Annotated in this window: 20 protein-coding genes; 9 read left to right on the forward strand and 11 right to left on the reverse strand. The window is 73.1% G+C overall.

Features of this window, described 5'->3' with window-relative positions; translation table 11 throughout:
• The first annotated feature begins 40 nt into the window (after positions 1 to 40).
• The gene (gene eda / locus HNR57_RS05655; protein ID WP_184557080.1) at positions 41 to 691 is read left to right on the forward strand and encodes a bifunctional 4-hydroxy-2-oxoglutarate aldolase/2-dehydro-3-deoxy-phosphogluconate aldolase; all 651 of its coding nucleotides are present in this window, start codon (positions 41 to 43) and stop codon (positions 689 to 691) included.
• On the opposite strand, the gene HNR57_RS05660 is transcribed toward eda, so the two are convergent.
• Genes HNR57_RS05660 through HNR57_RS05670 form a run of 3 tightly spaced genes read right to left on the reverse strand, consistent with a single transcriptional unit; the run spans position 666 to position 3,840 of the window.
• Entirely contained in the window at positions 666 to 2,225 is a 1,560-nt protein-coding gene (locus HNR57_RS05660; protein WP_184557083.1) for a bifunctional RNase H/acid phosphatase, read from the reverse strand. The genes eda and HNR57_RS05660 overlap by 26 nt on opposite strands.
• Positions 2,226 to 2,245: 20 nt before the next feature.
• Positions 2,246 to 2,989, reverse strand: a complete 744-nt coding sequence (locus HNR57_RS05665; RefSeq protein WP_184558821.1) for a zinc ribbon domain-containing protein — start codon at positions 2,987 to 2,989, stop codon at positions 2,246 to 2,248.
• The gene (locus HNR57_RS05670; RefSeq protein WP_184557097.1) at positions 2,986 to 3,840 is read right to left on the reverse strand and encodes a Nif3-like dinuclear metal center hexameric protein; all 855 of its coding nucleotides are present in this window, start codon (positions 3,838 to 3,840) and stop codon (positions 2,986 to 2,988) included. The genes HNR57_RS05665 and HNR57_RS05670 overlap by 4 nt, the downstream gene beginning before the upstream one ends.
• A 199-nt stretch (positions 3,841 to 4,039) precedes the next feature.
• On the opposite strand from HNR57_RS05670, the gene HNR57_RS05675 reads away from it, so the two are divergent.
• Together HNR57_RS05675 and HNR57_RS05680 are read left to right on the forward strand one after the other, a co-directional pair.
• Positions 4,040 to 5,287 carry a hypothetical protein gene (locus tag HNR57_RS05675; RefSeq protein ID WP_184557100.1) on the forward strand — a complete coding sequence of 416 codons (1,248 nt, stop codon included), beginning with the start codon at positions 4,040 to 4,042 and terminating at the stop codon, positions 5,285 to 5,287.
• Positions 5,288 to 5,381: 94 nt separating this feature from the next.
• A complete protein-coding gene (locus tag HNR57_RS05680; protein WP_167345863.1) occupies positions 5,382 to 5,549 on the forward strand; it encodes a hypothetical protein in 168 nt (55 codons plus the stop codon).
• 68 nt (positions 5,550 to 5,617) lie between these two features.
• On the opposite strand, the gene HNR57_RS05685 is transcribed toward HNR57_RS05680, so the two are convergent.
• The 5 genes from HNR57_RS05685 to HNR57_RS05710 all read right to left on the reverse strand — a co-directional run bounded on the left by HNR57_RS05685 (position 5,618) and on the right by HNR57_RS05710 (position 11,263).
• On the reverse strand, positions 5,618 to 6,562 hold the full coding sequence (locus HNR57_RS05685) for a 3-oxoacyl-ACP reductase (protein WP_184557103.1): 945 nt from the start codon (positions 6,560 to 6,562) through the stop codon (positions 5,618 to 5,620).
• Between the two features lie 11 nt (positions 6,563 to 6,573).
• On the reverse strand, positions 6,574 to 7,650 hold the full coding sequence (locus tag HNR57_RS05690) for a Zn-dependent alcohol dehydrogenase (RefSeq protein WP_184557106.1): 1,077 nt from the start codon (positions 7,648 to 7,650) through the stop codon (positions 6,574 to 6,576).
• A 33-nt stretch (positions 7,651 to 7,683) separates the two neighbouring features.
• The gene (chsH3, locus tag HNR57_RS05695) at positions 7,684 to 8,541 is read right to left on the reverse strand and encodes an enoyl-CoA hydratase ChsH3 (protein WP_184557109.1); all 858 of its coding nucleotides are present in this window, start codon (positions 8,539 to 8,541) and stop codon (positions 7,684 to 7,686) included.
• A gap of 330 nt (positions 8,542 to 8,871) precedes the next feature.
• Complete coding sequence (locus tag HNR57_RS05705; RefSeq protein ID WP_184557114.1) at positions 8,872 to 9,612, reverse strand: class I SAM-dependent methyltransferase; 741 nt, start codon at positions 9,610 to 9,612, stop codon at positions 8,872 to 8,874.
• Between the two features lie 217 nt (positions 9,613 to 9,829).
• Positions 9,830 to 11,263: an MFS transporter gene (locus HNR57_RS05710; RefSeq protein WP_184557116.1), complete on the reverse strand. Its 1,434-nt coding sequence runs from the start codon at positions 11,261 to 11,263 to the stop codon at positions 9,830 to 9,832.
• A 185-nt stretch (positions 11,264 to 11,448) separates the two neighbouring features.
• Between HNR57_RS05710 and HNR57_RS05715 the strand changes: the two genes are divergently transcribed.
• The 6 genes from HNR57_RS05715 (at position 11,449) to HNR57_RS05740 (ending at position 17,453) form a co-directional block, all read left to right on the forward strand.
• Entirely contained in the window at positions 11,449 to 13,188 is a 1,740-nt protein-coding gene (locus tag HNR57_RS05715; RefSeq protein WP_184557119.1) for an MFS transporter, read from the forward strand.
• A gap of 103 nt (positions 13,189 to 13,291) precedes the next feature.
• Entirely contained in the window at positions 13,292 to 13,942 is a 651-nt protein-coding gene (locus tag HNR57_RS05720) for a class I SAM-dependent methyltransferase (protein ID WP_184557122.1), read from the forward strand.
• A gap of 107 nt (positions 13,943 to 14,049) precedes the next feature.
• A complete protein-coding gene (locus HNR57_RS05725; protein ID WP_184557125.1) occupies positions 14,050 to 14,337 on the forward strand; it encodes a hypothetical protein in 288 nt (95 codons plus the stop codon).
• Positions 14,338 to 14,399: 62 nt separating this feature from the next.
• Complete coding sequence (locus HNR57_RS05730; RefSeq protein ID WP_184557128.1) at positions 14,400 to 15,350, forward strand: N-acetylmuramoyl-L-alanine amidase; 951 nt, start codon at positions 14,400 to 14,402, stop codon at positions 15,348 to 15,350.
• 158 nt (positions 15,351 to 15,508) lie between these two features.
• Positions 15,509 to 16,345 carry a DUF5336 domain-containing protein gene (locus tag HNR57_RS05735; RefSeq protein WP_184557131.1) on the forward strand — a complete coding sequence of 279 codons (837 nt, stop codon included), beginning with the start codon at positions 15,509 to 15,511 and terminating at the stop codon, positions 16,343 to 16,345.
• Positions 16,346 to 16,439: 94 nt separating this feature from the next.
• Positions 16,440 to 17,453: an LLM class F420-dependent oxidoreductase gene (locus tag HNR57_RS05740; protein ID WP_184557134.1), complete on the forward strand. Its 1,014-nt coding sequence runs from the start codon at positions 16,440 to 16,442 to the stop codon at positions 17,451 to 17,453.
• A 10-nt stretch (positions 17,454 to 17,463) separates the two neighbouring features.
• Here the strand turns inward: HNR57_RS05740 and HNR57_RS05745 are convergent, their stop codons facing one another.
• From HNR57_RS05745 to HNR57_RS05755, 3 genes are read right to left on the reverse strand one after another with little or no spacing between them, the layout of a single operon-like run.
• Positions 17,464 to 18,213 (reverse strand): hypothetical protein, encoded by a 750-nt coding sequence (locus tag HNR57_RS05745; RefSeq protein WP_184557137.1) that lies wholly within the window; start codon positions 18,211 to 18,213, stop codon positions 17,464 to 17,466.
• A complete protein-coding gene (locus HNR57_RS05750) occupies positions 18,200 to 19,765 on the reverse strand; it encodes a vWA domain-containing protein (RefSeq protein WP_184557140.1) in 1,566 nt (521 codons plus the stop codon). The genes HNR57_RS05745 and HNR57_RS05750 overlap by 14 nt, the downstream gene beginning before the upstream one ends.
• On the reverse strand, positions 19,762 to 21,003 hold the full coding sequence (locus HNR57_RS05755; RefSeq protein ID WP_313672952.1) for a hypothetical protein: 1,242 nt from the start codon (positions 21,001 to 21,003) through the stop codon (positions 19,762 to 19,764). The genes HNR57_RS05750 and HNR57_RS05755 overlap by 4 nt, the downstream gene beginning before the upstream one ends.
• Positions 21,004 to 21,155 lie beyond the last annotated feature (152 nt).

Below are 21,155 nucleotides of genomic sequence, written 5' to 3' on the forward strand. Positions count from 1 at the left end.
GGGCTTTGCGCAGCTTGCAGGCCGACGGCAGGATGACGCCATGGCCTCCCCTTCCCTGCCCGCCTCCGTGCTGGACCTCGCGCCCGTCGTCCCTGTCGTCGTCGTCGAGGACGCCGGCGACGCCGTACCGCTGGCGCGGGCCCTGGTCGCGGGCGGGCTGCCCGCGATCGAGGTGACGTTGCGGACGCCCGCGGCTCTGGACGCGATCCGGGAGATCGCGCGGGAGGTGCCCGGGGCCGTGGTCGGGGCCGGGACGGTGATCCGTCCCGGGCAGGTCGCGCAGGCGGTGGCCGCGGGCTCCAGCTTCCTGGTCAGCCCCGGCTGGACGGACGTCCTGCTGGAGGCGATGCGGGGGTCCGGGGTGCCGTTCCTGCCGGGGGTGTCGACCGCGTCCGAGGTCGTGGCGCTGCTGGAGCGCGGGGTGCGGGAGATGAAGTTCTTCCCGGCGCGGGCCGCGGGCGGTACGGCGTATCTCAAGTCGCTGTCGGGACCGTTGCCGCAGGCGCGTTTCTGCCCGACGGGCGGGATCGGCCCGGACTCCGCCCCGGAGTATCTGGCCCTGCCCAACGTCGGGTGCGTGGGCGGCAGTTGGATGCTGCCGCCGGACGCGGTCGCCGCCCGCGACTGGGGCCGCGTCGAGGCGCTGGCCCGGGAGGCGGCGGCACTCAGCGCAGGTGGGACGTGTCGTTGAGGAGGCGGACGCTGGCGTTGCCGTCGGCGTAGTACGCGACCACCGAGAGGGACGCGGCCGACAGTTCCATGCGGAACAGGGACTCCGGCGGGGCGCCCAGGGCGAGCCGGACGAGCGTCTTGATCGGGGTCACGTGCGTGACGAGCAGGACCGTGCGGCCCGCGTGGGCCGCGACCAGCTTGTCGCGGGTGGCGGCGAGCCGGGTGGCCGTCGCCGCGAAGCTCTCGCCGCCGCCGGTGGGTTCGGCGTCCGGGGAGGCCAGCCAGGCGTTCAGGTCGTCGGGGTGGCGCTCGCGGACCTCGGCGAAGGTGAGTCCCTCCCAGGCGCCGAAGTCGGTCTCGCGCAGCCCGTCGTCGATGCTCACGTCGAGCCCGAGCCGGGCGGCGACGATCCCGGCGGTCTCCCGGGTACGGGCGAGCGGGGACGACACGACGGCCTGGATGGTGCCCCGCCGGGCCAGCATCGCGGCGGCCCGCTCGGCCTGCTCCCGGCCGGTGTCGGACAGGGAGGGGTCGGTTCCCCCACTGCCGGAGAACCGCTTCTGAGGCGTCAACGGCGTCTCACCGTGCCGGAGCAGGACGAAGGTGGCGGGGGCGCCCATGTCGGCGGGGGCCCATCCGGGCGAGGCGACGGCCTTGGCGGCAGGCGCACCGGCACCGGCTTCGGCCGTCGCAGCACGAGTGGCGGCCTCGGCCCTCGCGGCCTCAGCACCCCCGGCAGCCTTCGCGGCACGCACATCGGCGTCGCCCGGCGCCGAGCCGGAAACGGCCCCGCCTCCGCCGGTCCTCACACCGGCCTCGGCGCTCACAGCCCGCGCATCGGCATCGTCACCGGCCCTCGCGACACGGGCATCGGCATCATCCCGCACGACCCCCGCACCCCCGACAGCCCGCGCGGCACGCACATCGGCCTCGGCCCCAGCCGTCGCAGCCCGCGTATCGGGTTGCGCCGCCCGCGCGGCATCCGGGCCCTGGCCCGCCGGGACGGCGGCGGCGCGGCCTGCCGCCAGAGCCCCGCGCACCCGCGCCGCACCCGCCGCCGCGTCACCGGGCGGCTCCGGCGTCGCCGCCGCCCGGGGTGCCGCGTGGAGCTCGGCCGTCGAAGCCGACTCCGACCACCGCTCCCCCCGGGCCCCGGCGTCCATCGCCTCGTTGGCCAGCCGGTCCGCGTGCTTGTTCTGCGCCCTCGGCATCCACTCGTACGTGACCTGCCCGGGCGGGAAGACCCGGGCCGCCTGCGTCGCCAGGGGCTTCATGTCGGGGTGCTTGATCTTCCAGCGGCCCGACATCTGCTCGATGACGAGCTTGGAGTCCATCCGGACGTGGACCGTCGCGGCCGGGTCCAGTTCCCGGGCGGCGAGCAGGCCGGCGAGGAGACCGCGGTACTCGGCGACGTTGTTCGTGGCGACGCCGATGTACTCGGCGGTTTCCCGCAGGGTCTCCCCCGTCGCCGCGTCGCTGACCACGGCCCCGTAGCCGGCCGGCCCCGGGTTGCCCCGTGAGCCGCCGTCGGCCTCGACGATGAACTCCCGCACCGGAAGGGCTCCCTGAAGGCCTAGAGACCGGACTCGGACGTACGCACCAGGATGCGGCGGCAGTTCTCGCAGCGGACCACCGTGTCCGGCGCCGCCTTGCGGATCTCGGCCAGCTCGGTGATCGCGAGCTCCTGCCGGCAGCCCTGGCAGCTGCGTGCGTACAGCTTCGCCGCGCCGACGCCGCCCTGCTGCCCGCGCAGCTTGTCGTAGAGCTTGAGGAGATCGGCCGGGATCGAGCCGGCGATGACCTCGCGCTCCTTGGTGACCGTGGCGACCTCGCCGTCGATCTCCTCGAAGGCCGCGTCGCGGCGCGCGGTCGCGTCGTCGATCTTCGACTGGACGGAGGTGACGCGCTCGGTCAGCTCGGCGACCCGCTCCTGGGCGGACTCCCGGCGCTCCATGACCTCCAGCACCACGTCCTCCAGATCACCCTGCCGCTTGGCGAGGGAGGTGATCTCGCGCTGGAGGTTCTCCAGGTCCTTGGGGGAGGTGACGGCACCCGAGTCGAGGCGCTGCTGGTCGCGGGCGGCGCGCTGGCGCACCTGGTCCACGTCCTGCTCGGCCTTGGTCTGCTCGCGGGCGGTGTCGCTCTCCTCGGTCTGCGCGGCCACGAGCAGGTCGCGCAACTGGGTGTGGTCCTTGGTCAGCGACTCGATCTCGGCGTGCTCGGGCAGCGACTTGCGCTTGTGCGCGAGCTGCTGGAGGCGGACGTCGAGGTCCTGGACGTCGAGGAGTCGGATCTGGTCGGCGGGCGCGGCGTTCAGTTCGGGGCTCCAAGGGTGTCGGGAGTGGCAGAGGCCGCGTGCGCGGTCCAGGGGTCGGTGACCGTCTTCGAGACGTGGACGCGCAGGTCCCATCCGTGCCGGTCGGAGATCTCGTCGAGCTGGCTCGCGGCCAGCTCGCACCAGGGCCACTCGGTGGCCCAGTGCGCCGCGTCGAGCAGCGCGAGGGGGCTGTGGGCGCGGGCCTCCGACACGGGGTGGTGGCGCAGGTCCGCGGTGAGGAAGGCGTCGACGCCGGCGGCGCGTACGTGGTCGAAGAGGCTGTCGCCGGAGCCACCGCTGACGGCGACCGTGCGCACCAGCGCCTCGGGGTCGCCGGCGACCCGGATGCCCTGCGCGGTGGCGGGCAGCCGCTCGGCGGCGCGGGCGGCGAACTCGCGGACGGTCACCGGGTGGTCCAACGCGCAGATACGGCCGAGGCCACGGCGGCCCTCGGGGTCGGTGGGGTCGGGCACGAGCGGCCCGGTGACGCGCAGGTCCAGCGCGCCGGCGAGGGCGTCGGAGACACCCGGGTCGGCGGTGTCGGCGTTGGTGTGGGCGACGTGCAGCGCGATGTCGTTCTTGATGAGGGTGTGGACGACCCGGCCCTTGAAGTGGGTCGCGGCGACCGTCGTCGTGCCGCGCAGGTAGAGCGGGTGGTGGGTGACGAGCAGGTCGGCGCCCAGTTTCACCGCCTCGTCGACGATCTCCTGGACCGGGTCGACGGCGAACAGGACCCGCGTGACCTCCTGGTCCGGGTCGCCCGCGACGGTGCCGACCGCGTCCCAGGACTCGGCCCGCTCGGCGGGCCACAGGGTCTCCAGCGCGGTGATGACTTCAGACAGACGGGGCACGGGAGCAAGGCTACCCGCCTGATCTGTGGCGTTGCACCGCCACCGCCCGCTCCCGGCACCCCTGGCCCCGCTCAGCACAGTAGCCCCCTTTTCCTCAGGCGAATCGTTCCTGGAACACCCTTATGTGTGAAGTCTGCGGCCGTGGAATTCCCCGCCCACGCGTGTGAAATCTACGTTCGTCACTGGAGGTGACCGAACGATGACGGTCTGTGTGATCGAGCCTTCGGCGGCACACGAGGACGGGGACAGAGACGGGGTCGAGGACGCGGAGGGGTCCCGGCCGGCAGGCTGCACGCTCACCGCGGACGGCGCCTACGGCGCGCGTCTCGCGTCGGCCGGCGACTCCTGGTTCCCGGAGCGCTGGACCCTGGACGGCCATGAGCCGTACGCGGTGCCCCTGCCGCGCAACCAGCCGGAGGAGCCCGGCACCGAGGTGCAGCCGATGGGCGACGGCCGGGTCCTCATCCACCGGGTGGTGGCCGGGCGGCACGCCTTCGCGCTGCTGTACCCGACCGGGCCCGGCACCGGTGAGCTGCCCCTGGGCGCGGTCGAGTCCCGGGACGGGACCGCCCGGCTGCGGCTGCTGCCGCCCGCCCCGGGCGGCGAGCGGGCCTACGCCCTCGCCGTCGGGCCGCGTACGACCTCGGTGTGGCTGGTGGCGGGCGGCGCCTTCGGGCCCGAGCGGCTGGCCGAGCTGCCCGGCCGCTGCTCGGGCGGGGTCTGGCTGGACCGGACGGCACGGCTGCTGGCGCTCGACCGGGAGACCGGCGGCCGCGTCAAGACCGTCGTGGTGGACCTGGAGAGCGGGGAGGTGTCGCCGCTGCTGCAGATCGCCGCCGAGAGCGACGACCGGCTGCTGCTCGCCGACCACGACAGCGGGCTGCTGATCGTCCGCTCGGACGCGCCCTCGCCCGGGCAGGGCCGGCTGGGCTGGGGGGTCCTCGGCAGCACGCTGCCGGTGCGCTTCCCGGAGTGCCTGCGGGTGCGGGACTGCTCCGTCACGCCGTTCGCGATCCAGCCGGGGCAGGTGCTGACGCCGGAGGGCTGCGCTGTGGCACTGCGCGTGGACGGGCCGAGGGGCAGCTGGGTCGGGGTCTGGCGGCCCGCCGAGCGGCGGATGCACCATCTCCGGGCGCCCGAGGGGTGGTTGGCGGGCACGGGCCTGTGGACGCCGGAGGGGGTGCTGCGGCTGCCGTACGCGACGGAGGCCGTGCCGTGCGGTGTGGCGCGGGTGAGTCCGCCTCCGGCGGTCGAGCGGGAGCCCGGGGCCGCCGCGGCACCGCATCCGGAAGGGGAGTCACCGGCCCCGGTTCCGGAGCCCTCCGGGCAGCCCGCGGAGCCCGGACCGCCTGCCCCGCCGGCCCGGCCCGCCGAGCCCGCGACACCGTCGGTTCCCCGTCCGGTGCCCCTTCAGGAAGCGCCGTTGGGACGCCTTGTAACGAACTAGTGCCGGTTGGCGTGGCCGCCTGGATCCGGGGTCAGGGGCGCCGGTTAGACTCACCCGGCTGTAAAAGATCATGTTGACGGGGTGAATTCCACCGATGAGTGACGCCAGCACGAACCAGTCGCGTGATGCCGACGTCCAGCAGACCTCCTCCGGCCCCGGCCGGCACCGTGGTGAGGTCTCCACGCAGGACAGTGAGGCGACTCCGCGCGGACGCCACCGCAAGCCGGTGGCGGAGACCGAGCAGGCCGTGACCGCGGCCTGACGGCATGCCGGTCACCAGACGGCGAACGGCCCTTCCCGCCACAAGCGGGGAGGGCCGTTCCGTCTCTCTCACCCGCGCTTCAGGCCCAGTACCTCCGCCGCCGCGAACGTCTCCCCGGCCGGGCGGTCCGCGTAGTACGGCCCGAGGACGGACTCCAGTTCGTCGTACGTGAAGGTGTCCTGCTTGCTGTCGAACTTCGCGGCGATCCGCGGCCGTTCGACGACGGCGACCATCCCGCCGTGCACCACGAGGAGCTGCCCGTTGACGTGGGCGGCGGCGGGCGAGGCCAGATAGCCGACCAGCGGGGCGACGTGCTCGGGCGCGAGCGGGTCGACGGCGGTGCCGGAGGGCTGCTCGACGCCCGCGAAGACGTCCTCGGTCATCCGGGTGCGGGCACGGGGGCAGATGGCGTTGGCGGTGACGCCGTACTTGCCGAGGGCGAGGGCGGTGGAGGTGGTGAGGCCGACGATGCCGCCCTTGGCCGCCGCGTAGTTGGGCTGACCGGCGGAACCGGCGAGGAACGCCTCCGAGGAGGTGTTCACGATCCTTCCGAACACCGGCTGACCGGCCCGCTTGGAGCGCTCCCGCCAGTGCGCTGCGGCGAACCGGGTGGTGTTGAAGTGCCCTTTGAGGTGCACGCGGAGGACGGAGTCCCACTCCTCCTCGGCCATCGAGAAGACCATGCGGTCGCGCAGGATGCCCGCGTTGTTGACGAGGATGTCGAGCCTGCCGAACGCGGCGACGGCCGACTCGACGAGCGTGCGCGCCTGTTCGAAGTCGGAGACGTCCCCGGTGTGCGCGAGGGCGGTGCCGCCCGCCGCGCGGATCTCGGCGGCGACCTCCTCGGCGGGCCCCGCGGACGCCTCCCCCGAACCGTCGCGGCCGGGCTGCCCGTAGTCGTTGACGACCACGGCGGCGCCGAGCCGGGCGAGTTCCAGCGCCTCGGCCCGGCCGAGCCCGCGGCCCGCGCCCGTGACGATCGCGGACAGTCCCTGGAGCGGCAGCAGCGGCATGGGTCTCGTCCTCACATCTCGATGCAGGTACGCAGGGCGGTCCCGGTCCGCATCTGGTCGAGTGCCTCGTTGACGTCGGCGAACGGGACCCGGTGGGTGATCAGGCCGGCCAGGTCGATCCGGCCCGCACGCCACAGGGCGATGGTGCGTTCGTAGGAGCGCAGCACGTCACCGCCGCCGTACATGGAGGGCAGGATCCGCTTCTCGTCGAAGAACAGCTCGAACATGTTGAGCTGGAGGAAGTCGTCCACGGCTCCGGCTCCGACCACCACGAGGGTGCCGCCGCGCCGGGTGTTGTCGTACGCGGTGCGTGCCGTGGCGGACTTGCCGACGACCTCGAAGACGTGGTCGAAGCCCTCGCCCGCGGTGATCTGCTGCTTGGCGTCGGGCAGTTCGTCGGGCGAGACGGCCCGGGTGGCGCCGAAGCGGACGGCCGCCTCCCGGCGCGAGAGCACCGGGTCCACGGCGACGATCTCCGCGGCGCCCTGGAGCCGGGCGCCCTGGATCACGGAGATGCCGACGCCTCCGCAGCCGATGACGGCCACCGACGAACCGGCCTCCAGGCCGGCCGTGTTGAGCGCGGCGCCGAGGCCGGTGGTCACCCCGCAGCCGATGAGGGCGGCGATGTCGAAGGGCACGTCGTCGGGTATCGGCACCGCGCAGCCGGCGTCGACGACGACCTCCTCGGTGAAGGTGCCGGTGCCGGCGAAGCCGAAGACGTCCCCGCCGGGGCGCTTGAAGTTGGGGGTGCCCGCGTTCATGAACCCGGCCAGGCACAGCTCGGTCTGGCCGCGCTTGCAGGCGGGGCAGGAGCCGCAGGCGGGCAGCCAGCACACGACGACCCGGTCACCGGCCTTCAGATGGCTCACGCCCTCGCCGACTTCGAGGATCTCCCCCGCCCCCTCGTGCCCGGGGACGAACGGCGCGGGCTGCGGGAGCACCCCGCTCATCGCGGACAGGTCCGAGTGGCACAGCCCCGTGGCGCGCACCCGGATCCTCACCCTGCCGGGCCCGAACCCCACCGCCTCGACGTCGTCGAGAACCTCCAGCTTGTCCTGGCCGATCTCGTGCAGTACGGCTGCGCGCATGGTGCGGGCTCCCCTCGTACGGCGGTTGTGGAGTCAGGTGTGTTCGACGACGGTGTCGGCGAGGACGGGTGCGTCGGCCCGGTCGGCCGCGCTGACGGCGACCCGGGTGGATGCGGGCGTGTGCCACATGCGGATCCGCAGGGTCTCCCCCGGGTACACGACCCCGGCGAAGCGGGTGGCGTAGGACCGCACCCGGGTGACGTCCCCGCCGAGCAGCGTGTCGACGACGGCCTTGAGCGTGATGCCGTAGGTGCACAGGCCGTGCAGGATGGGCCGTTCGAATCCGGCGACCTTGGCGAACTCCGGGTCGGCGTGCAGGGGGTTCCAGTCGCCGGAGAGGCGGTAGAGCAGGGCCTGGTCGTCGCGGACCGGCCGCTCCACGGTCCGGTCGGGTTCGCCGGTGGGGGGTTCGAGGCGGGCGGAGGGGCCGCGGTCGCCGCCCCAGCCGCCCTCGCCGCGGATGAAGATCTGGGCGTCGTTGGTCCACAGCGGGCCGTCGGCGTCGGCGACCTCGGTGCGCAGCACGAGGACGGCCGCCGTGCCCTTGTCGTACACGGCGGCGATCCGGTGGGTGGCGGTGGCGGTGCCCGTGACCGGGATGGGCCGGTGGACGAGGAGGCTCTGGCCGCCGTGCAGGACGCGGGCCAGGTCGACCTCGATGCCGGGCATGGACAGGCCGCCGGTCACGCCGGGTTTTCCGGCGCCCGCGACGGTGGCGAAGCTCGGCAGGACGTGCAGCCGGGACTCCAGGGTGTAGCGCAGTTCGTCGGGGTCGGTGGCGGGGCTGCCCGCGCCGATGCCGAGGTGGTAGAGCTGCACGTCCTTGTGGTCCCAGGAGAGCTCGGCGATCCGGGGTCGGGCGGCGAGCGCCTTGGCTGCGTCGATGGGCATGGGGCTCCTGATCGCCGGAGGAATGACCTCGGTACGGCCGTCCGCACCGTCGGCCGCACCGAGGCCGTCTGGGACCGGACCGGGACGCGAACTGAAACGCGTTCCAGTCCCGCGCCCTCTGTATAGCCGAGGCCCCGGCACTTGTGAAGGCTCCTGACGCCGCGTCAGATCGGCGTGGCGGTGACATTCGTCCTGCCGGAGTCCGTGCATGAGGTGCCGGCTCGAGGCGACCCGGTCGTGCTGCCGTGGCCGCTGATGGAGCGAGGCCTGTTCACCCGCAACCGCATGGAAGCCCTCCGCGAGGCCCGCCGCCAGGGCCGGCTCTGAGCGTCACGCCCGCCGGAACAGCGCCGTCCAGAGGAAGGACTTCCCGAAGCGCTCGGACTCCTCCGGCTCGTCACGCATCCGCCGCAGCTCGAGTTCGGTCAGGCCGGAGAAGATCTCCCGCAACGCCTCGGGCGTGTACGCGAGTCCGCCCCGCAGCCCGGCCCCCTCACGGTAGAAGTCGGTGTCGGGCAGCTCCGACCCCATCCCGCCGGCCCCGGCTGCGAAGCACGTGAGACCGAAAAGGCCTCCGGGCGCCAGGAGTTGTTCCAGGAGGGCGAGGTAGCTGACCCGGCGGTGCGGCGGCAGATGGTGGAAGCAGCCGGAGTCGTAGACGAGGTCGTACGGGCCGGTGAGGTCCTCGCCGGCGAGTGCGAACGCGTCCCCGTGGTGGAACCGCACGTTCTCCGCCCCCGTTTCGCGGGCCCGCTCCCCGGCCCAGTCGAGGGCCGTCGAGGAGAGGTCGACCGCGTCGACGTCGAATCCCCGAGCCGCCAGGTACAGCGCGTTGCGCCCCGGCCCGCAGCCCAGATCGAGCGCCCGGCCCCCGCGGAGCACCCCTCGCTCCACGGCGGCCACCAGGCTCTCGTCCGGTCGCGCCGCGAAGAACGGCACCGGCCGGGAGCGGTCGGTGTAGAAGTCGTCCCACCAGTCGGCACCACGCCCGGTCCACCGATCGGCCTCGGGCGCGAACAGGCCGTCGAGCAGGGCGAGTACGTCGTCGACGGTGCGTATGTTCCGGTCCATCCGGTCCCCCTTCCGCGTCCGTCGACGGTAGGGCCAGATGTACTGAAAGACCAGGTCAGGCGGGTTTCCCGGCATGAGCAGGAGGCCGTGCGCGGGCCGCCGCGGGGCGGGGACGCGCCCCGGGGAGGGGGCGCCCCGCCCCCGGGCCGAAAGAGCGGCGGCGCACCCGTGGCGGGTCCTCACGCCCCGTTTCCGGGCCGCGCCGGCCGCACTGTTTTCAGGCCTCCCGCTCCACCGCCGTCCGCGGCAGCCACACCCACATCAGCGCGACCCCGGCCGTCAGCACCACGGCCCCCACCCGGAACGCGAGTGCGTACCCCTCCGTCAGGGCCTGCGGCGTCGTGCTGCCCGCCGACCGGGCCGCGGCCAGGGTGGACAGGACCGCCAGGCCGAGGGAACCGCCCATCGTGCGGGACGTGTTGACGAGACCGGAGACCAGGCCCGCCTCTTGGGGGGCGGCGCCGGACGTGGCCAGGGATGCGAGGGGGGTCGCGGCCAGCCCCGCACCGAGCATCATGAGGACGCCGGGGACGAGGATCGCGGTGGCGTAGGAGCCGTCGGGCGTCATCGTGGACTGCCAGGCGAAACCGGCCACGGCGACCAGGGTTCCGAGCGCGGCGACGTTGCGCGGGCTGACCGGCCGCATCAGACGGGGCGCGAGCTTGGAGCCGAGGATGACGGCGAGGGAACTCGGCACCAGGGCGAGGCCGGCCTCCAGCGGCGTGTAGCCGAGGACGTTCTGCGCGTAGAGGGTCATGAAGAACCACATGCAGAACATCGCCGAACCACACAGGAACATCGAGACGTTGGCGGAGGAGACCGAGCGGATGCGCAGGAGGCCGAGCGGCATCAGCGGGCTCGCCGTGCGGGCCTCGACCGCGAGGAACGCTCCGAGCAGGGCCAGACCGGCGACCAGCGGCAGCAGGGTGGCCGGTGCCGTCCAGCCCGCCGCCTCCGTCTGGGAGATGCCGTAGGCCAGCGCGCCCAGACCGGTCGTGACGAGCAGCGCGCCCGGCAGGTCGAGGCGCCGGCCGTCCCCGGCCCGGCCCTCGGTGAGGAACCAGGCGGCGGCGCACAGCACCACGGCCCCGACGGGCACGTTGATCAGCAGCACCCAGCGCCAGGAGAGGGTCTCCACCAGCAGCCCGCCGACGAGGCCGCCCGCGGCGCCACCGCCGGCCCCGACCGCCGTCCACGTCCCGATGGCCCGGGCCCGGGCCGCCCCCTCGGGCACGGAAGCCATGAGGATCGTGAGCGTCGAGGGCGCCAGCACCGCCGCGCCCAGCCCCTGCACGGCCCGTGCCACCAGCAGCTGCCAGTCGTCCTGCGCCAGTCCGCCGGCCGCGGAGGCCAGCGTGAACAGGCCGAGTCCGACGAGGAACATCCGCTTGCGGCCGTAGAGGTCCCCGGCCCGGCCACCGAGCAGCATGAACCCGGCGAAGGCGATGGCGTAGGCGTTCACGACCCACTGCAGGCCCTGCTCGCTGAGCCCGAGCCCGGTCCGCATGGACGGCAGGGCCACGTTGACGACGGACACGTCCAGCACGACGAGGAACTGCCCGGCGCAGGTGAGCGCCACCACCAGCCAGGTGGGAGGCGCGGTACGGCGAGGCGTACGGGTCATTTCGGCGGCTTCGAGCATGAGTGTCATGCTCTCAACCACTCCAAGCTCCCCGCATCGGCATTTCGACCTAGGGCCTCGTGCGGATACGCGGCCCCTTTCCCAAGGAAAGGTCAAGTTTTCGTTAGGGTGCCGAAGCAACGGAATAGTTGCCTCGACATACAAGGTTCCCACTCCACGTAACCCGACGCTCCCGGCCCGGAGGCCTTCCTCACATGACGCAGACGACGACAGACCGCCCCGCCGGCAGAGCGAGCGGGGCCGTGGTTCCGGTGCTCGCCTTCGCGGGCATCGTTGTCGCGGTGATGCAGACCCTGCTCGTTCCGGTGATCAAGGATCTGCCGCAACTGCTGGACACCGCCCCCAGCGACGCCACCTGGGTCCTCACCTCGACCCTCCTGTCGGGAGCGGTGGCCACCCCCATCATGGGCCGCCTCGGCGACCTGTACGGCAAGCGCCGCATGCTGATCCTCAGTCTGGCCGTGATGGTCGTCGGCGCCCTGGTCAGCGCACTCACCAGCGATCTGCTGCTCATGATCACCGGCCGTACGCTCCAGGGCTTCGCGATGGGCGCGATCCCCCTCGGCATCGGCCTGATGCGCGACATGCTGCCCCGCGAGAAGCTCGGCTCGGCGATGGCCCTGATGAGCTCCTCCATAGGCGTCGGCGGCGGCCTCGCCCTGCCCGCCGCCGCCCTCGTCGCCCAGCACAGCGACTGGCACGCCCTGTTCTACGGCGCCGCCGGCCTCGGCGCGCTCGCCATCGCCCTGACCCTCCTCGTCGTACCGGAGTCCCCGGTGCGCGCCGAGGGCTCCTTCGACCTGCCGGGCGCGCTCGGCCTGTCCGCCGGGCTCGTCCTGTTCCTGCTGCCGATCACCAAGGGCAGCGACTGGGGCTGGACCTCCGGCACCACGCTCGGCCTGTTCGCCGCCTCGGCGGTCGTGCTCGTGCTGTGGGGCGTGATGGAACTGCGTCTGAAGGCCCCGCTGGTCGACCTGCGCACCACGGCCCGTCCCGCCGTCCTCTTCACCAACCTCGCCTCGATCATGGTCGGCGTCTCCTTCTACGTTGTCTCCCTGGTCCTGCCCCAGCTGCTCCAGCTGCCGACGTCCACCGGCTACGGCCTCGGCCAGTCGATGGTCGTCGCGGGTCTGCTCGTCGCGCCGCTCGGCCTGACGATGATGTTCACGGCGCCCGTCTACGCCCGGCTGTCCGCGAAGTACGGCCCCAAGGTCACCCTGATCCTCGGCCTGCTGATCATCGCGATCGGCTACGGCGCCGGCCTCGGCCTGATGAGCGCCGCCTGGCAGAGCCTGGTCATCTCGGTGCTGCTGGGCGCGGGCATCGGCCTCGCCTACTCCTCGCTGCCCGCGCTGATCGTGGGCGCGGTCCCGGCGTCGGAGACCGGTGCGGCGAACGGCCTCAACACCCTGATGCGGTCCATCGGCACGTCGGTGTCGAGCGCCGTGATCGGCATGGTGCTGGCGAACACCGCGAACAACGTCGGCGGTGTCGAGATCCCGACCATGCACGGCTTCCGGGTCTCTTTCCTGATCGCGACGGGCGCGGTGGCCGTGGGCCTGCTCCTGGCGCTGTTCCTGCCGGGCCGACGGCCGTCGGACAAGCCGCAGTTGCGCGCGAGCAGCGAGGAGGACGCGGCGCTGGAGCGCGCCGAGCGGGTCCTGCGCGGTTTCCGCGGCCGGGTGCTGGACGCCGACGGCTCCCCGGTCGCCCGCGCCAAGGTCACGCTCATCGACCGCCGCGGCCGCCAGGCCGGGGCGACGCTCTCCGCCGAGGACGGCAGCTACGCGCTCGCCGTCCCCGCGCAGGGCTCCTACGTCGTGGCCGCCCGCGCCCAGGGGCACGGCCCGCTCGCCTCGTCCGCGACCCACGCGGGCGACGAGCGCCCGGTCGACCTGGACCTGCCGCTGCCGGGCGAGACGGTCTCCGCCTGACTCCCCCGCCCACCCCTGCTCCTCACCGGTACCCCCTGTCGTCCTCGCGGCAGGGGGTACGGCACGATGGCGCCCTGTCCGTCGTACGACCGAGAGGAACCCCATGCCCGCGGCCCCGAAGCCCGAGATCCTGGCCGCGTTCGAAGCGGCGAAGGGGTTCATGCCCGTCGGCGAGGGGCTGGCGTTGTACGCGGCGGCCGTGGAGGCCGGGCGGCTCGGGCTGCCGCTGCTGGAGGTCGGCACCTACTGCGGCCGGTCCACGATCCTGCTCGCCGACGCGGCCCGCGGGGCCGGGGTCAGCGCGCTCACCGTCGACCACCACCGCGGCAGCGAGGAGCAGCAGCCGGGCTGGGAGTACCACGACCCGGAGACCGTCGACCCGGAGGTCGGGCTGATGGACACGCTGCCCGCGTTCCGCCGCACGCTCCACAAGGCGGGCCTGGAGGACCACGTGGTCGCGCTGGTCGGGCGTTCTCCGCGGATCGCCGCGTTCTGGCGTACGCCGCTGGGGTTCGTCTTCATCGACGGCGGCCACACCGACGAGCACGCAGGCGCCGACTACGAGGGCTGGGCCCCGCACGTCGCCGAGGGCGGCCTGCTGCTCATCCACGACGTCTTCCCCGACCCGCAGGACGAGTTCACCGGCCAGGCCCCGTACCGCGTCTACCTCCGGGCGCTCGCCTCAGGCGCCTTCACGGAGGTCTCGGCGACGGACTCGCTGCGCGTCCTGCGCCGCACGGGCCCGGGCATCTGAGGGAACGGCTGGGCGGGTGAACTGCGCCCCGCGCACCCCCGCCCGGTCGGCCCACGGGCGGCGTGGCGCGTCGGCGGGCGGCCGTCACTGCCCAAGGATCCGGGCGCGTGGCACACACCTTCGCAGAGCTCGTGGAGAAGCAGCGCGCGGCGGACGAGGCGTACGCCCGCGTGCGTCATCTGCAGGACGCGTACGGGCCGCCCACCCAGACCAAGTGGAGCGACCAGCAGACCACCACCTGGGAGACGGCCTGGCGCGCCTGGCGCGATCTCGCCCGCGACGTCCAGGCGGCCGTGACCGGTTACGCGAAGCAGGAGGGCACACCGCGCCAGGAGGTGGAGGCGCGGGTGAAGGAGGCGGTACGGCACGGCGACGCCGGCGGGAACGGGACGTAGCCGCCACACCGCCGGGCCGTCCGCGGCCCGCCGCCCCCGCGCGTGGCCGCTAGGGTGGCAGCGTGTCGTACGCAGGCCCGGACTTCGAACCTCCCCAGAACCGCCGCCCCCGCCGCGGGCCCCTGACCGTCGCGCTCGCCGCGCTGGTGCCGGGGGCGCTGCTCGGCTGGCTGGTGTACGAGACGGTGGGCGGTTCGGGGGACGACGGGGGCTCGGGGCAGGCGAGCGTACGGTCCTCCTCGCCCGCCGCGTCGAGCGTGCCCTCCGACGACGCCAAGGAGCCGAGCGCCTCCCCGGAGCCCACCGGCACGTCCTCGGCCTCCGCGCCCGCCGCCACCGGCCCGCTCAAGGGCAAGGTCGTCGTCATCGACCCGGGGCACAACCCGGGCAACTTCCAGCACGCGTCCGAGATCAACCGCCAGGTGGACATCGGGACGAACTCGAAGGAGTGCGACACCACGGGCACGTCCACCAACGACGGTTACACCGAGGCGAAGTTCACGCTGGACGTGGCGCACCGGTTGCGCACGCTGCTGGAGAAGCAGGGCGCCACGGTGAAGCTGACGCAGGACGCCGACCGGCCGTACGGGCCGTGCGTGGACGAGCGGGCCCGGATCGGCAACGAGGCGAAGGCGGATGCCGTGGTCTCGGTCCACGCGGACGGTTCGGGCGCCGGCAACCGCGGCTTCCACGTGATCCTGCCCGGTGCGGTCCACTCGGGTGCCGCGGACACCCGGGCGATCGTCGGTCCCTCCCGCGACCTCGGCGAGCGCGTCGCGGGCCGCTTCGTCGCGGTCACCGGCAGCGCGCCCTCCAACTACGCCGGCGACGGCGGCGGACTCGTCACGCGTAAGGACCTGGGCGGTCTCAATCTGTCAACGGTTCCCAAGGTGTTCATCGAGTGCGGCAACATGCGCGATAGCAAGGACGCTGCGTTGCTCACCAGCGGCGCTTGGCGACAGAAGGCGGCGCAAGGGATCTCCGAGGGAATCGTGAGTTTTCTGCGCGGGTAGTCCGAGGCCGGCAGATCCCGGCGGACACCCTGACCTGGCGGACGATAGGGTCCTCCTTACGATGAGGGGCCACCCCCGCGCTTCACACCGAGTCCGGACGGCGGCATGGTGACAGCGACGCCTCTACCGACGATGAGACGACCTACGAAGGACCTGAAGTGAATATCCGCTCCCTCACTCGGGGCGACGGCGTGGTGATCGGAGCAGCGGTATTGCTGTTGATCGCGTCGTTCCTCGACCTCTACTCGTTCGACAATGTCCCCGACAGCGTCGACCTCCCCAGCCTGTGGGGCAGCGGCCCGGTCGTGTTCAGCGTCGTGCTGGCCGGGATCATCGGCGCCGCGCTCGTCGTCGTCGGCCGGGGCCTGCCGCAGGCCCCGAAGATCGCGGGGCTGGAACTCGTCCCCTTCGGCGTCGCCTTCACGGTATTCGCCGCGTGGAGCGCGCTGGGCAACATCTTCGACGTGCCCAGTGGCTTCGACAACATCGGTGACAACGGCAGCGAGGGCGCCCCGAGCCCCGGTATCGGCATCATCCTCGCCCTCGTCGCCACGCTGCTGATGGCCGCCGCCGCCCTCGCCACCCCCCTCGTCCCGGCCCTCAAGGGCGCCCTGCTCCCGGCCCCCCGCCCGGCCTCCCCGCAGCCCTACGGCGCGCAGCCCCCCGGTGGTTACGGCTACCCGGGCGCCCAGCAGCCCGGCGGTTACGGCCAGCCGCAGCCGGGGCAGCCCGGGCAGCCGTTCGGCGGTCAGCCCCAGCAGGCGCAGGCCCAGCCGCAGCCGCAGCAGCCGGCCGGGGACTTCTCCCCGTTCTGGTTCGCGGTGCCGGTGCCGCGACCGCTGTTCGCGGAGGACGGCTCGCCGACGCCGATCGCCGAACTCGCCCCGGGTACCTGGTACCTGGCCGTCGAGCAGCGCGGCGCGGCCCTGGTCGCCCAGACGCAGGACGGCCGCCGCGGTGTCCTGCAGGACACGTCGGGCATCCAGCGCGGCTGAGCCCGCACCCCTCTCGCACGGCCCCTCGCCCTTCCGGGCGGGGGGCCGTTGCCGTACAGTCCTCCGTCAGCTGACTCACCGTCAGGAGGCAGGCATGCGGCTCGGTCTCGCGCTCGGCTACTGGGGCCGCGGCCCCTCCCGGGGCCATGTGCCCCTCGCGCAGGAGGCCGAGCGGCTCGGCTACGACTCCGTGTGGACGGCGGAGTCCTGGGGCTCGGACGCGTTCACCCCGCTCACCTGGATCGCGGCCCACACCTCCCGCATCCGGCTGGGCACGGCCGTCGCGCAGATGGCGGCCCGGTCACCCACCACGACCGCGATGCACGCCCTCACCCTGGACCACCTCTCCGGCGGCCGCATGATGCTGGGCCTCGGCCTCTCCGGCCCGCAGGTCGTCGAAGGCTGGTACGGCCGCCCATTTCCCGCCTCGCCGCTCACGGCCACCCGCGAGTACGTCGACGTCCTGCGGCAGGTGCTGCGCCGCGAGGCCCCCGTCGAACTGGCGGGCCGCTTCCACTCCCACCCCTACCGGGGCCCGGACGCGACGGGTCTCGGCAAACCCCTCAAGCCGATCACCCACCCGCTCCGCCCGGACCTGCCGGTCCTGCTGGGCGCCGAGGGCCCGAAGAACGTCGCCCAGACGACCCGGATCGCCGACGGCTGGCTGCCGCTGTACTGGTCACCGACCCGGCCGGAGGTCTACGGCCCGGCCCTCGCGGAGCTGCCCGAAGGGTTCCTGGTCGCGCCGATGGCACAGGTCCGGGTCTGCGACGACGTCGCCGAGGGCCTGCTGCCCGTGAAGACGATGCTCGGCTTCTACATCGGCGGCATGGGCCACGCGGCCCGCAACTTCCACGCCGACCTGATGGCCCGCATGGGCTACGAGGACGAAGCCCGCCGGATCCAGCGGCTGTTCCTCGACGGCCGCCGGGAGGAGGCCGTGCTCGCCGTCCCCGACGCCTTCGCCGACGAGATCTCCCTGGTCGGCCCGCGTGAACGCATCGCCGAACGGCTGGAGTCGTGGCGCAAGGGGCCGGTGACCGACCTTCTGGCGCTCGCCCCCGACCCGCACTCCCTGCGCGTGCTCGCCGAACTCAACTCCCGGTGAGCGACGGCGGTCACCAGAAGATCGCGATCGCCTCCAGCGTCACCTCGCGGGTGTCCTCGCGCCAGCCCGTCATCTTGCCCAGGCAGCGGGCCGTGAAGGTGCCGGCCGGGATGGAGCGGCGCGCGTCCCCGGCGGCCACGACGCGCATGTACACCGGGGGCCGTTCGGCGCCGTACTCGGCCCGCAGGACGAATCCCTCCGCCACCTCCGGCACGCGCGTGAACACCCCTTTGACCGAGACGAATTCGCCGATGCGGCTCAGCGTCACCGCACGGCCGTCCGCCAGGTTGTCGGCGAGGTTCCGGTTCGGCACGACCGTCAGCGTGGTCAGGTCGGCATGGACGATGGCGTCGGCCCGGTCGAAGGCCTCCATGACCACGCCGATCACGTTGATCGGCTTGTCCTTGCGCACGAACTTGCGGAACGTCTCCTGGCTGACGTCCCGCTTCAGCCGGAAGCGGAACAGCCAGGTCAGCATCCGGCTCCAGAAGCCGACACTCGTGTCGACCTTCGTCCGCAGCTCGACGGCCTCCTCCAGCGCGGACCGGTAGTTGCCGAGCTCGTACAAGTCCATCACCGCCTGCTCGTCCAGATACAGGCAGATGCTGTACGCCGACTGCCAGCGCCGCAGGTGCCTGCGGCGCTCCCGGGCGTGGCGCACCAGGACCACCGCGAGCACCACCGCGCCGGCGGCCGTCGCCAGCCAGACCGTCATCCACGGCCACCAAAGGCTCCACCACAGTGCGTCAGTGACAGCCACGGATCTCCTTGAAAGCCTCGGAAAGGGACGAGTCGGCGGCCTCCACCATCCGTCCGCCCGTTCTCGCCGCCGCACTCCGCAGCTCGCCGGCGTCGGCCTCGCCGAAGTGGACCGCGTAGGTGTGGACGGCGGTGCGCACGGCGGCGGGCAGCGCCTGGTGACGGCGTACGAACTCCGCATAGGGCAGGCCGGCGTTGTTCTCGCCGTCGGTCATCAGGACGAGTGAGACGGAGCGGTCGGGGTCGGCGGACAGTTCGCGGGCGGCGGTGCGGTAGCCGTGGTCGAGGGCGGACCACACGGCGGTGGCGTCGCCGTAGGAGCCCCGCGCGACGGTGCCGGCGAGGGCCGTCAGGTCCTTCGGGCCGGTGACGGTGACGGTCTTCTCCCCCAGCACCCGGCCGCCGAACCGGACGACGGTGAGCCGCTCGCCCCGGTGGAAGCGGGTGAACTTGCCGGAGGCGGTGGGGTCCGCGCCGCTGAGTCCGGCGAAGGCCTCGCGCAGGGCGGCCATCCGGGCGCCGCGCATCGAGCCGGAGAAGTCGAGCAGGAACACCACCTGGCTCGTGGTGCGGCGGTCGGGGTCCCCGTAGTCCGCGAGCAGGGTGTCGAGGACGACGGGCCGGTCGGGGTAGAAGAGGGCGTTGCCGACCGGTTCGCGCAGCCGCGCCTCCCGGGTGACCGTCGTGTTCACGGGACGGCGCAGCGTGTGCCGCATGATCTGCCGCTGCACCGAGTCGCGCCGCAGCCACTGCGTGACCTTGTCGTACGCGGGGCGGTGGGCCGGGTTCAGCAGGAGCAGCGGGAAGTCCGCCAGGACCGTGCCGTCCTGGGGACGGATGATCTCCAGGCGTTCGTCGAGGCGGCCGGTGGCGTTGAGGGCGAGCAGGTCGGACTCGTACGTGATGAGGGCGTTCGCCTCGTCCTGGTGATCGACGTAGGCGTCGGCCAGGGCGGGGCCGGTGTCGGCGGTGAGGGTCTGGCCGGAGCGGAAGCCGCGCAGCCGGTCGCAGGAGACGTCCTCGGGGCGCAGCGCGGCCCCGGTGCCGGCCGCGGCGGTGGCGACCCCCACGAGGGCGGCGAGTCCGCTGCCGGCGTGCCGGGGGTCGGCCATGCCGAAGCGGACGGTGCCGGTGGCGGCGGCGTCGGCGATGTCGGCCCAGCTGAGCCGGGAGCCGGGCACCTGGGCGCGAAGCCGCCGGGCCACGTCCGGCTTCAGGCCGATGACGACGGGGGACGTCATGGTGGGCGTGCGCTGCAGCCCCCGGATCGCGTTCTTGTCGGTGAGACGCAGATAGCTGTCCGAGGACAGCCACGCGAGGTCGTACCGGCCGCGGTCCGGGGCCTTGGTCTCGGCGTCGGCCCGGTGGTCCAGACGCAGGTCGACACCGGTCTCGTCCTTCAACTCCCCGAGCAGCGGCGCGAGTACGGCGAGATCGGGACCGGCGAGCACGCGCAGCCGGACCGTGTCGTCACCTCCGTCGCCCGAGCAGGCGGTGAGGAGGCCGGCGACGAGGGCGAGGCAGAGGGCCGGCAGACCCCAGCCGCGCCTCACCGGCTGTCCGCCCGGTCCGGGCAGTCGCCGACGATCTCGATCATCTTCTCCAGCAGGGGCAGACTGGGCAGCACCGCCCGGGTGTCGTCGGAGGAAGTGGTGGGCACCGGGATCTGCCGCTCGGTGAGGAACCGGGTGAGTTCGTCGCCGGTGGCGCCGCCGGTGGCGCTGCGGGCCCGGAAGCCCAACTCCATTGCCCGGTGCTGCAGTTCGGGGTCCTCGGCGACGAGTTCGCCGAGCCGGGCGCCCTCGCCGGTCAGCGCGACGAGCTGGGGTTCGGTGACGAAGCGTGTGGACGGGTAGAGCAGGACGCGCTCGTCGTCGGTCGTGCCCTTGTCGGCCTCGTGCCCGATCTGGTGGGCGAGGAACTGGTGCTCGTAGATCACCGTCACCGGGGCGATGCTCTGCCCGTCGGGCGACAGATACGTTTCGGCCCGTTCGGACGACGGCAGGCCCTGTTCGACGAGGAGCGGCTTGATCTTCCGGGCGAGCTGCTCCGCCTCGGCCTCGCTGTCCGGCGCGTCGTTCCCGTGCTCGACGAAGGCCACGAGTCCGAGGTAGGTGCCGGCGGAATTGGATTCGCAGATGTCCGAGGTCTGGGCGAGGATCTTGTTGCCGTTGCGGACGCGGTCGTCGCGGTCGATCTCGTCCCAGCGGTAGCCGTTACCGGGGTCACGCCGGACGTTCGCCCTCTTGCCCCGGGCCAGATCGAGGAACTTCCGCATGTCGAGGGTGTAGTACATCGGTCTGCCTGCCGGGCCCGGCAGGCGCTTCGCGGCGCCTTCCGCCGTGAGCACCTCGGCGTAGTCCCGGTAGGTGGCCAGCACGATGGGGCTGACGAACGGGCGGTACAGCAGCACCGGACGGTTCGCCCGGGCGCGCTCCCGGCTGATCAGGTCGGCGGCCGGCTGGCCGGAGGGGAAGACGACGTCGTATCCCTCGTAGTCCTGCTTGGCGATCTCCCGCGAGCCCATGTTGGTGATGTGCACCCGGAAGCCGTGCTTCATCAGCAGCCGCTCGACCACGGGGTCCTGGAAGAAGTCCCTCTTCGAGGCCATCTTGGCCTCCACGGTGACCACCTGCCGCAGCGGCAGCAGCAGGTTCCCGGAGGCCACGAGCAGGGCCAGCCCGACGACCGGGACGGGCAGCGCCGACGCCAGCGCTCTGCGCAGACGCCGGCGCGGGGGTCTGGTGACGGTCAACCGCGGCTCAGCGGTGGCGGGTCTGTTCACGGACACCTGCATGCTCCCCCCGTGACACCGACGTTCTCCCCGACTGGCCGGGCCAGGATCGTCGGTGATGCCGGTGTACCCCGAACGCCCTGTCAGGGAACGTGGGTTGGCCGTACGGGGAAGCGCACGGAGGAGACCGGTGGAGGGTGGCTCACCTG

This window comes from Streptomyces paradoxus, from assembly GCF_014202475.1.
Classification (GTDB): Bacteria; Actinomycetota; Actinomycetes; order Streptomycetales; family Streptomycetaceae; genus Streptomyces; species Streptomyces paradoxus.

What these genes read in the sequence shown, in the direction of transcription:
- eda (WP_184557080.1), top strand. Translation starts at nt 41, where the DNA reads ATGGCCTCCCCTTCCCTGCCCGCCTCCGTGCTGGACCTCGCGCCCGTC.
- HNR57_RS05675 (WP_184557100.1), top strand. Translation starts at nt 4,040, where the DNA reads ATGACGGTCTGTGTGATCGAGCCTTCGGCGGCACACGAGGACGGGGAC.
- HNR57_RS05680 (WP_167345863.1), top strand. Translation starts at nt 5,382, where the DNA reads ATGAGTGACGCCAGCACGAACCAGTCGCGTGATGCCGACGTCCAGCAG.
- HNR57_RS05685 (WP_184557103.1), bottom strand. Translation starts at nt 6,562, where the DNA reads ATGCCGCTGCTGCCGCTCCAGGGACTGTCCGCGATCGTCACGGGCGCG.
- HNR57_RS05690 (WP_184557106.1), bottom strand. Translation starts at nt 7,650, where the DNA reads ATGCGCGCAGCCGTACTGCACGAGATCGGCCAGGACAAGCTGGAGGTT.
- chsH3 (WP_184557109.1), bottom strand. Translation starts at nt 8,541, where the DNA reads ATGCCCATCGACGCAGCCAAGGCGCTCGCCGCCCGACCCCGGATCGCC.
- HNR57_RS05705 (WP_184557114.1), bottom strand. Translation starts at nt 9,612, where the DNA reads ATGGACCGGAACATACGCACCGTCGACGACGTACTCGCCCTGCTCGAC.
- HNR57_RS05710 (WP_184557116.1), bottom strand. Translation starts at nt 11,263, where the DNA reads ATGACACTCATGCTCGAAGCCGCCGAAATGACCCGTACGCCTCGCCGT.
- HNR57_RS05715 (WP_184557119.1), top strand. Translation starts at nt 11,449, where the DNA reads ATGACGCAGACGACGACAGACCGCCCCGCCGGCAGAGCGAGCGGGGCC.
- HNR57_RS05720 (WP_184557122.1), top strand. Translation starts at nt 13,292, where the DNA reads ATGCCCGCGGCCCCGAAGCCCGAGATCCTGGCCGCGTTCGAAGCGGCG.
- HNR57_RS05740 (WP_184557134.1), top strand. Translation starts at nt 16,440, where the DNA reads ATGCGGCTCGGTCTCGCGCTCGGCTACTGGGGCCGCGGCCCCTCCCGG.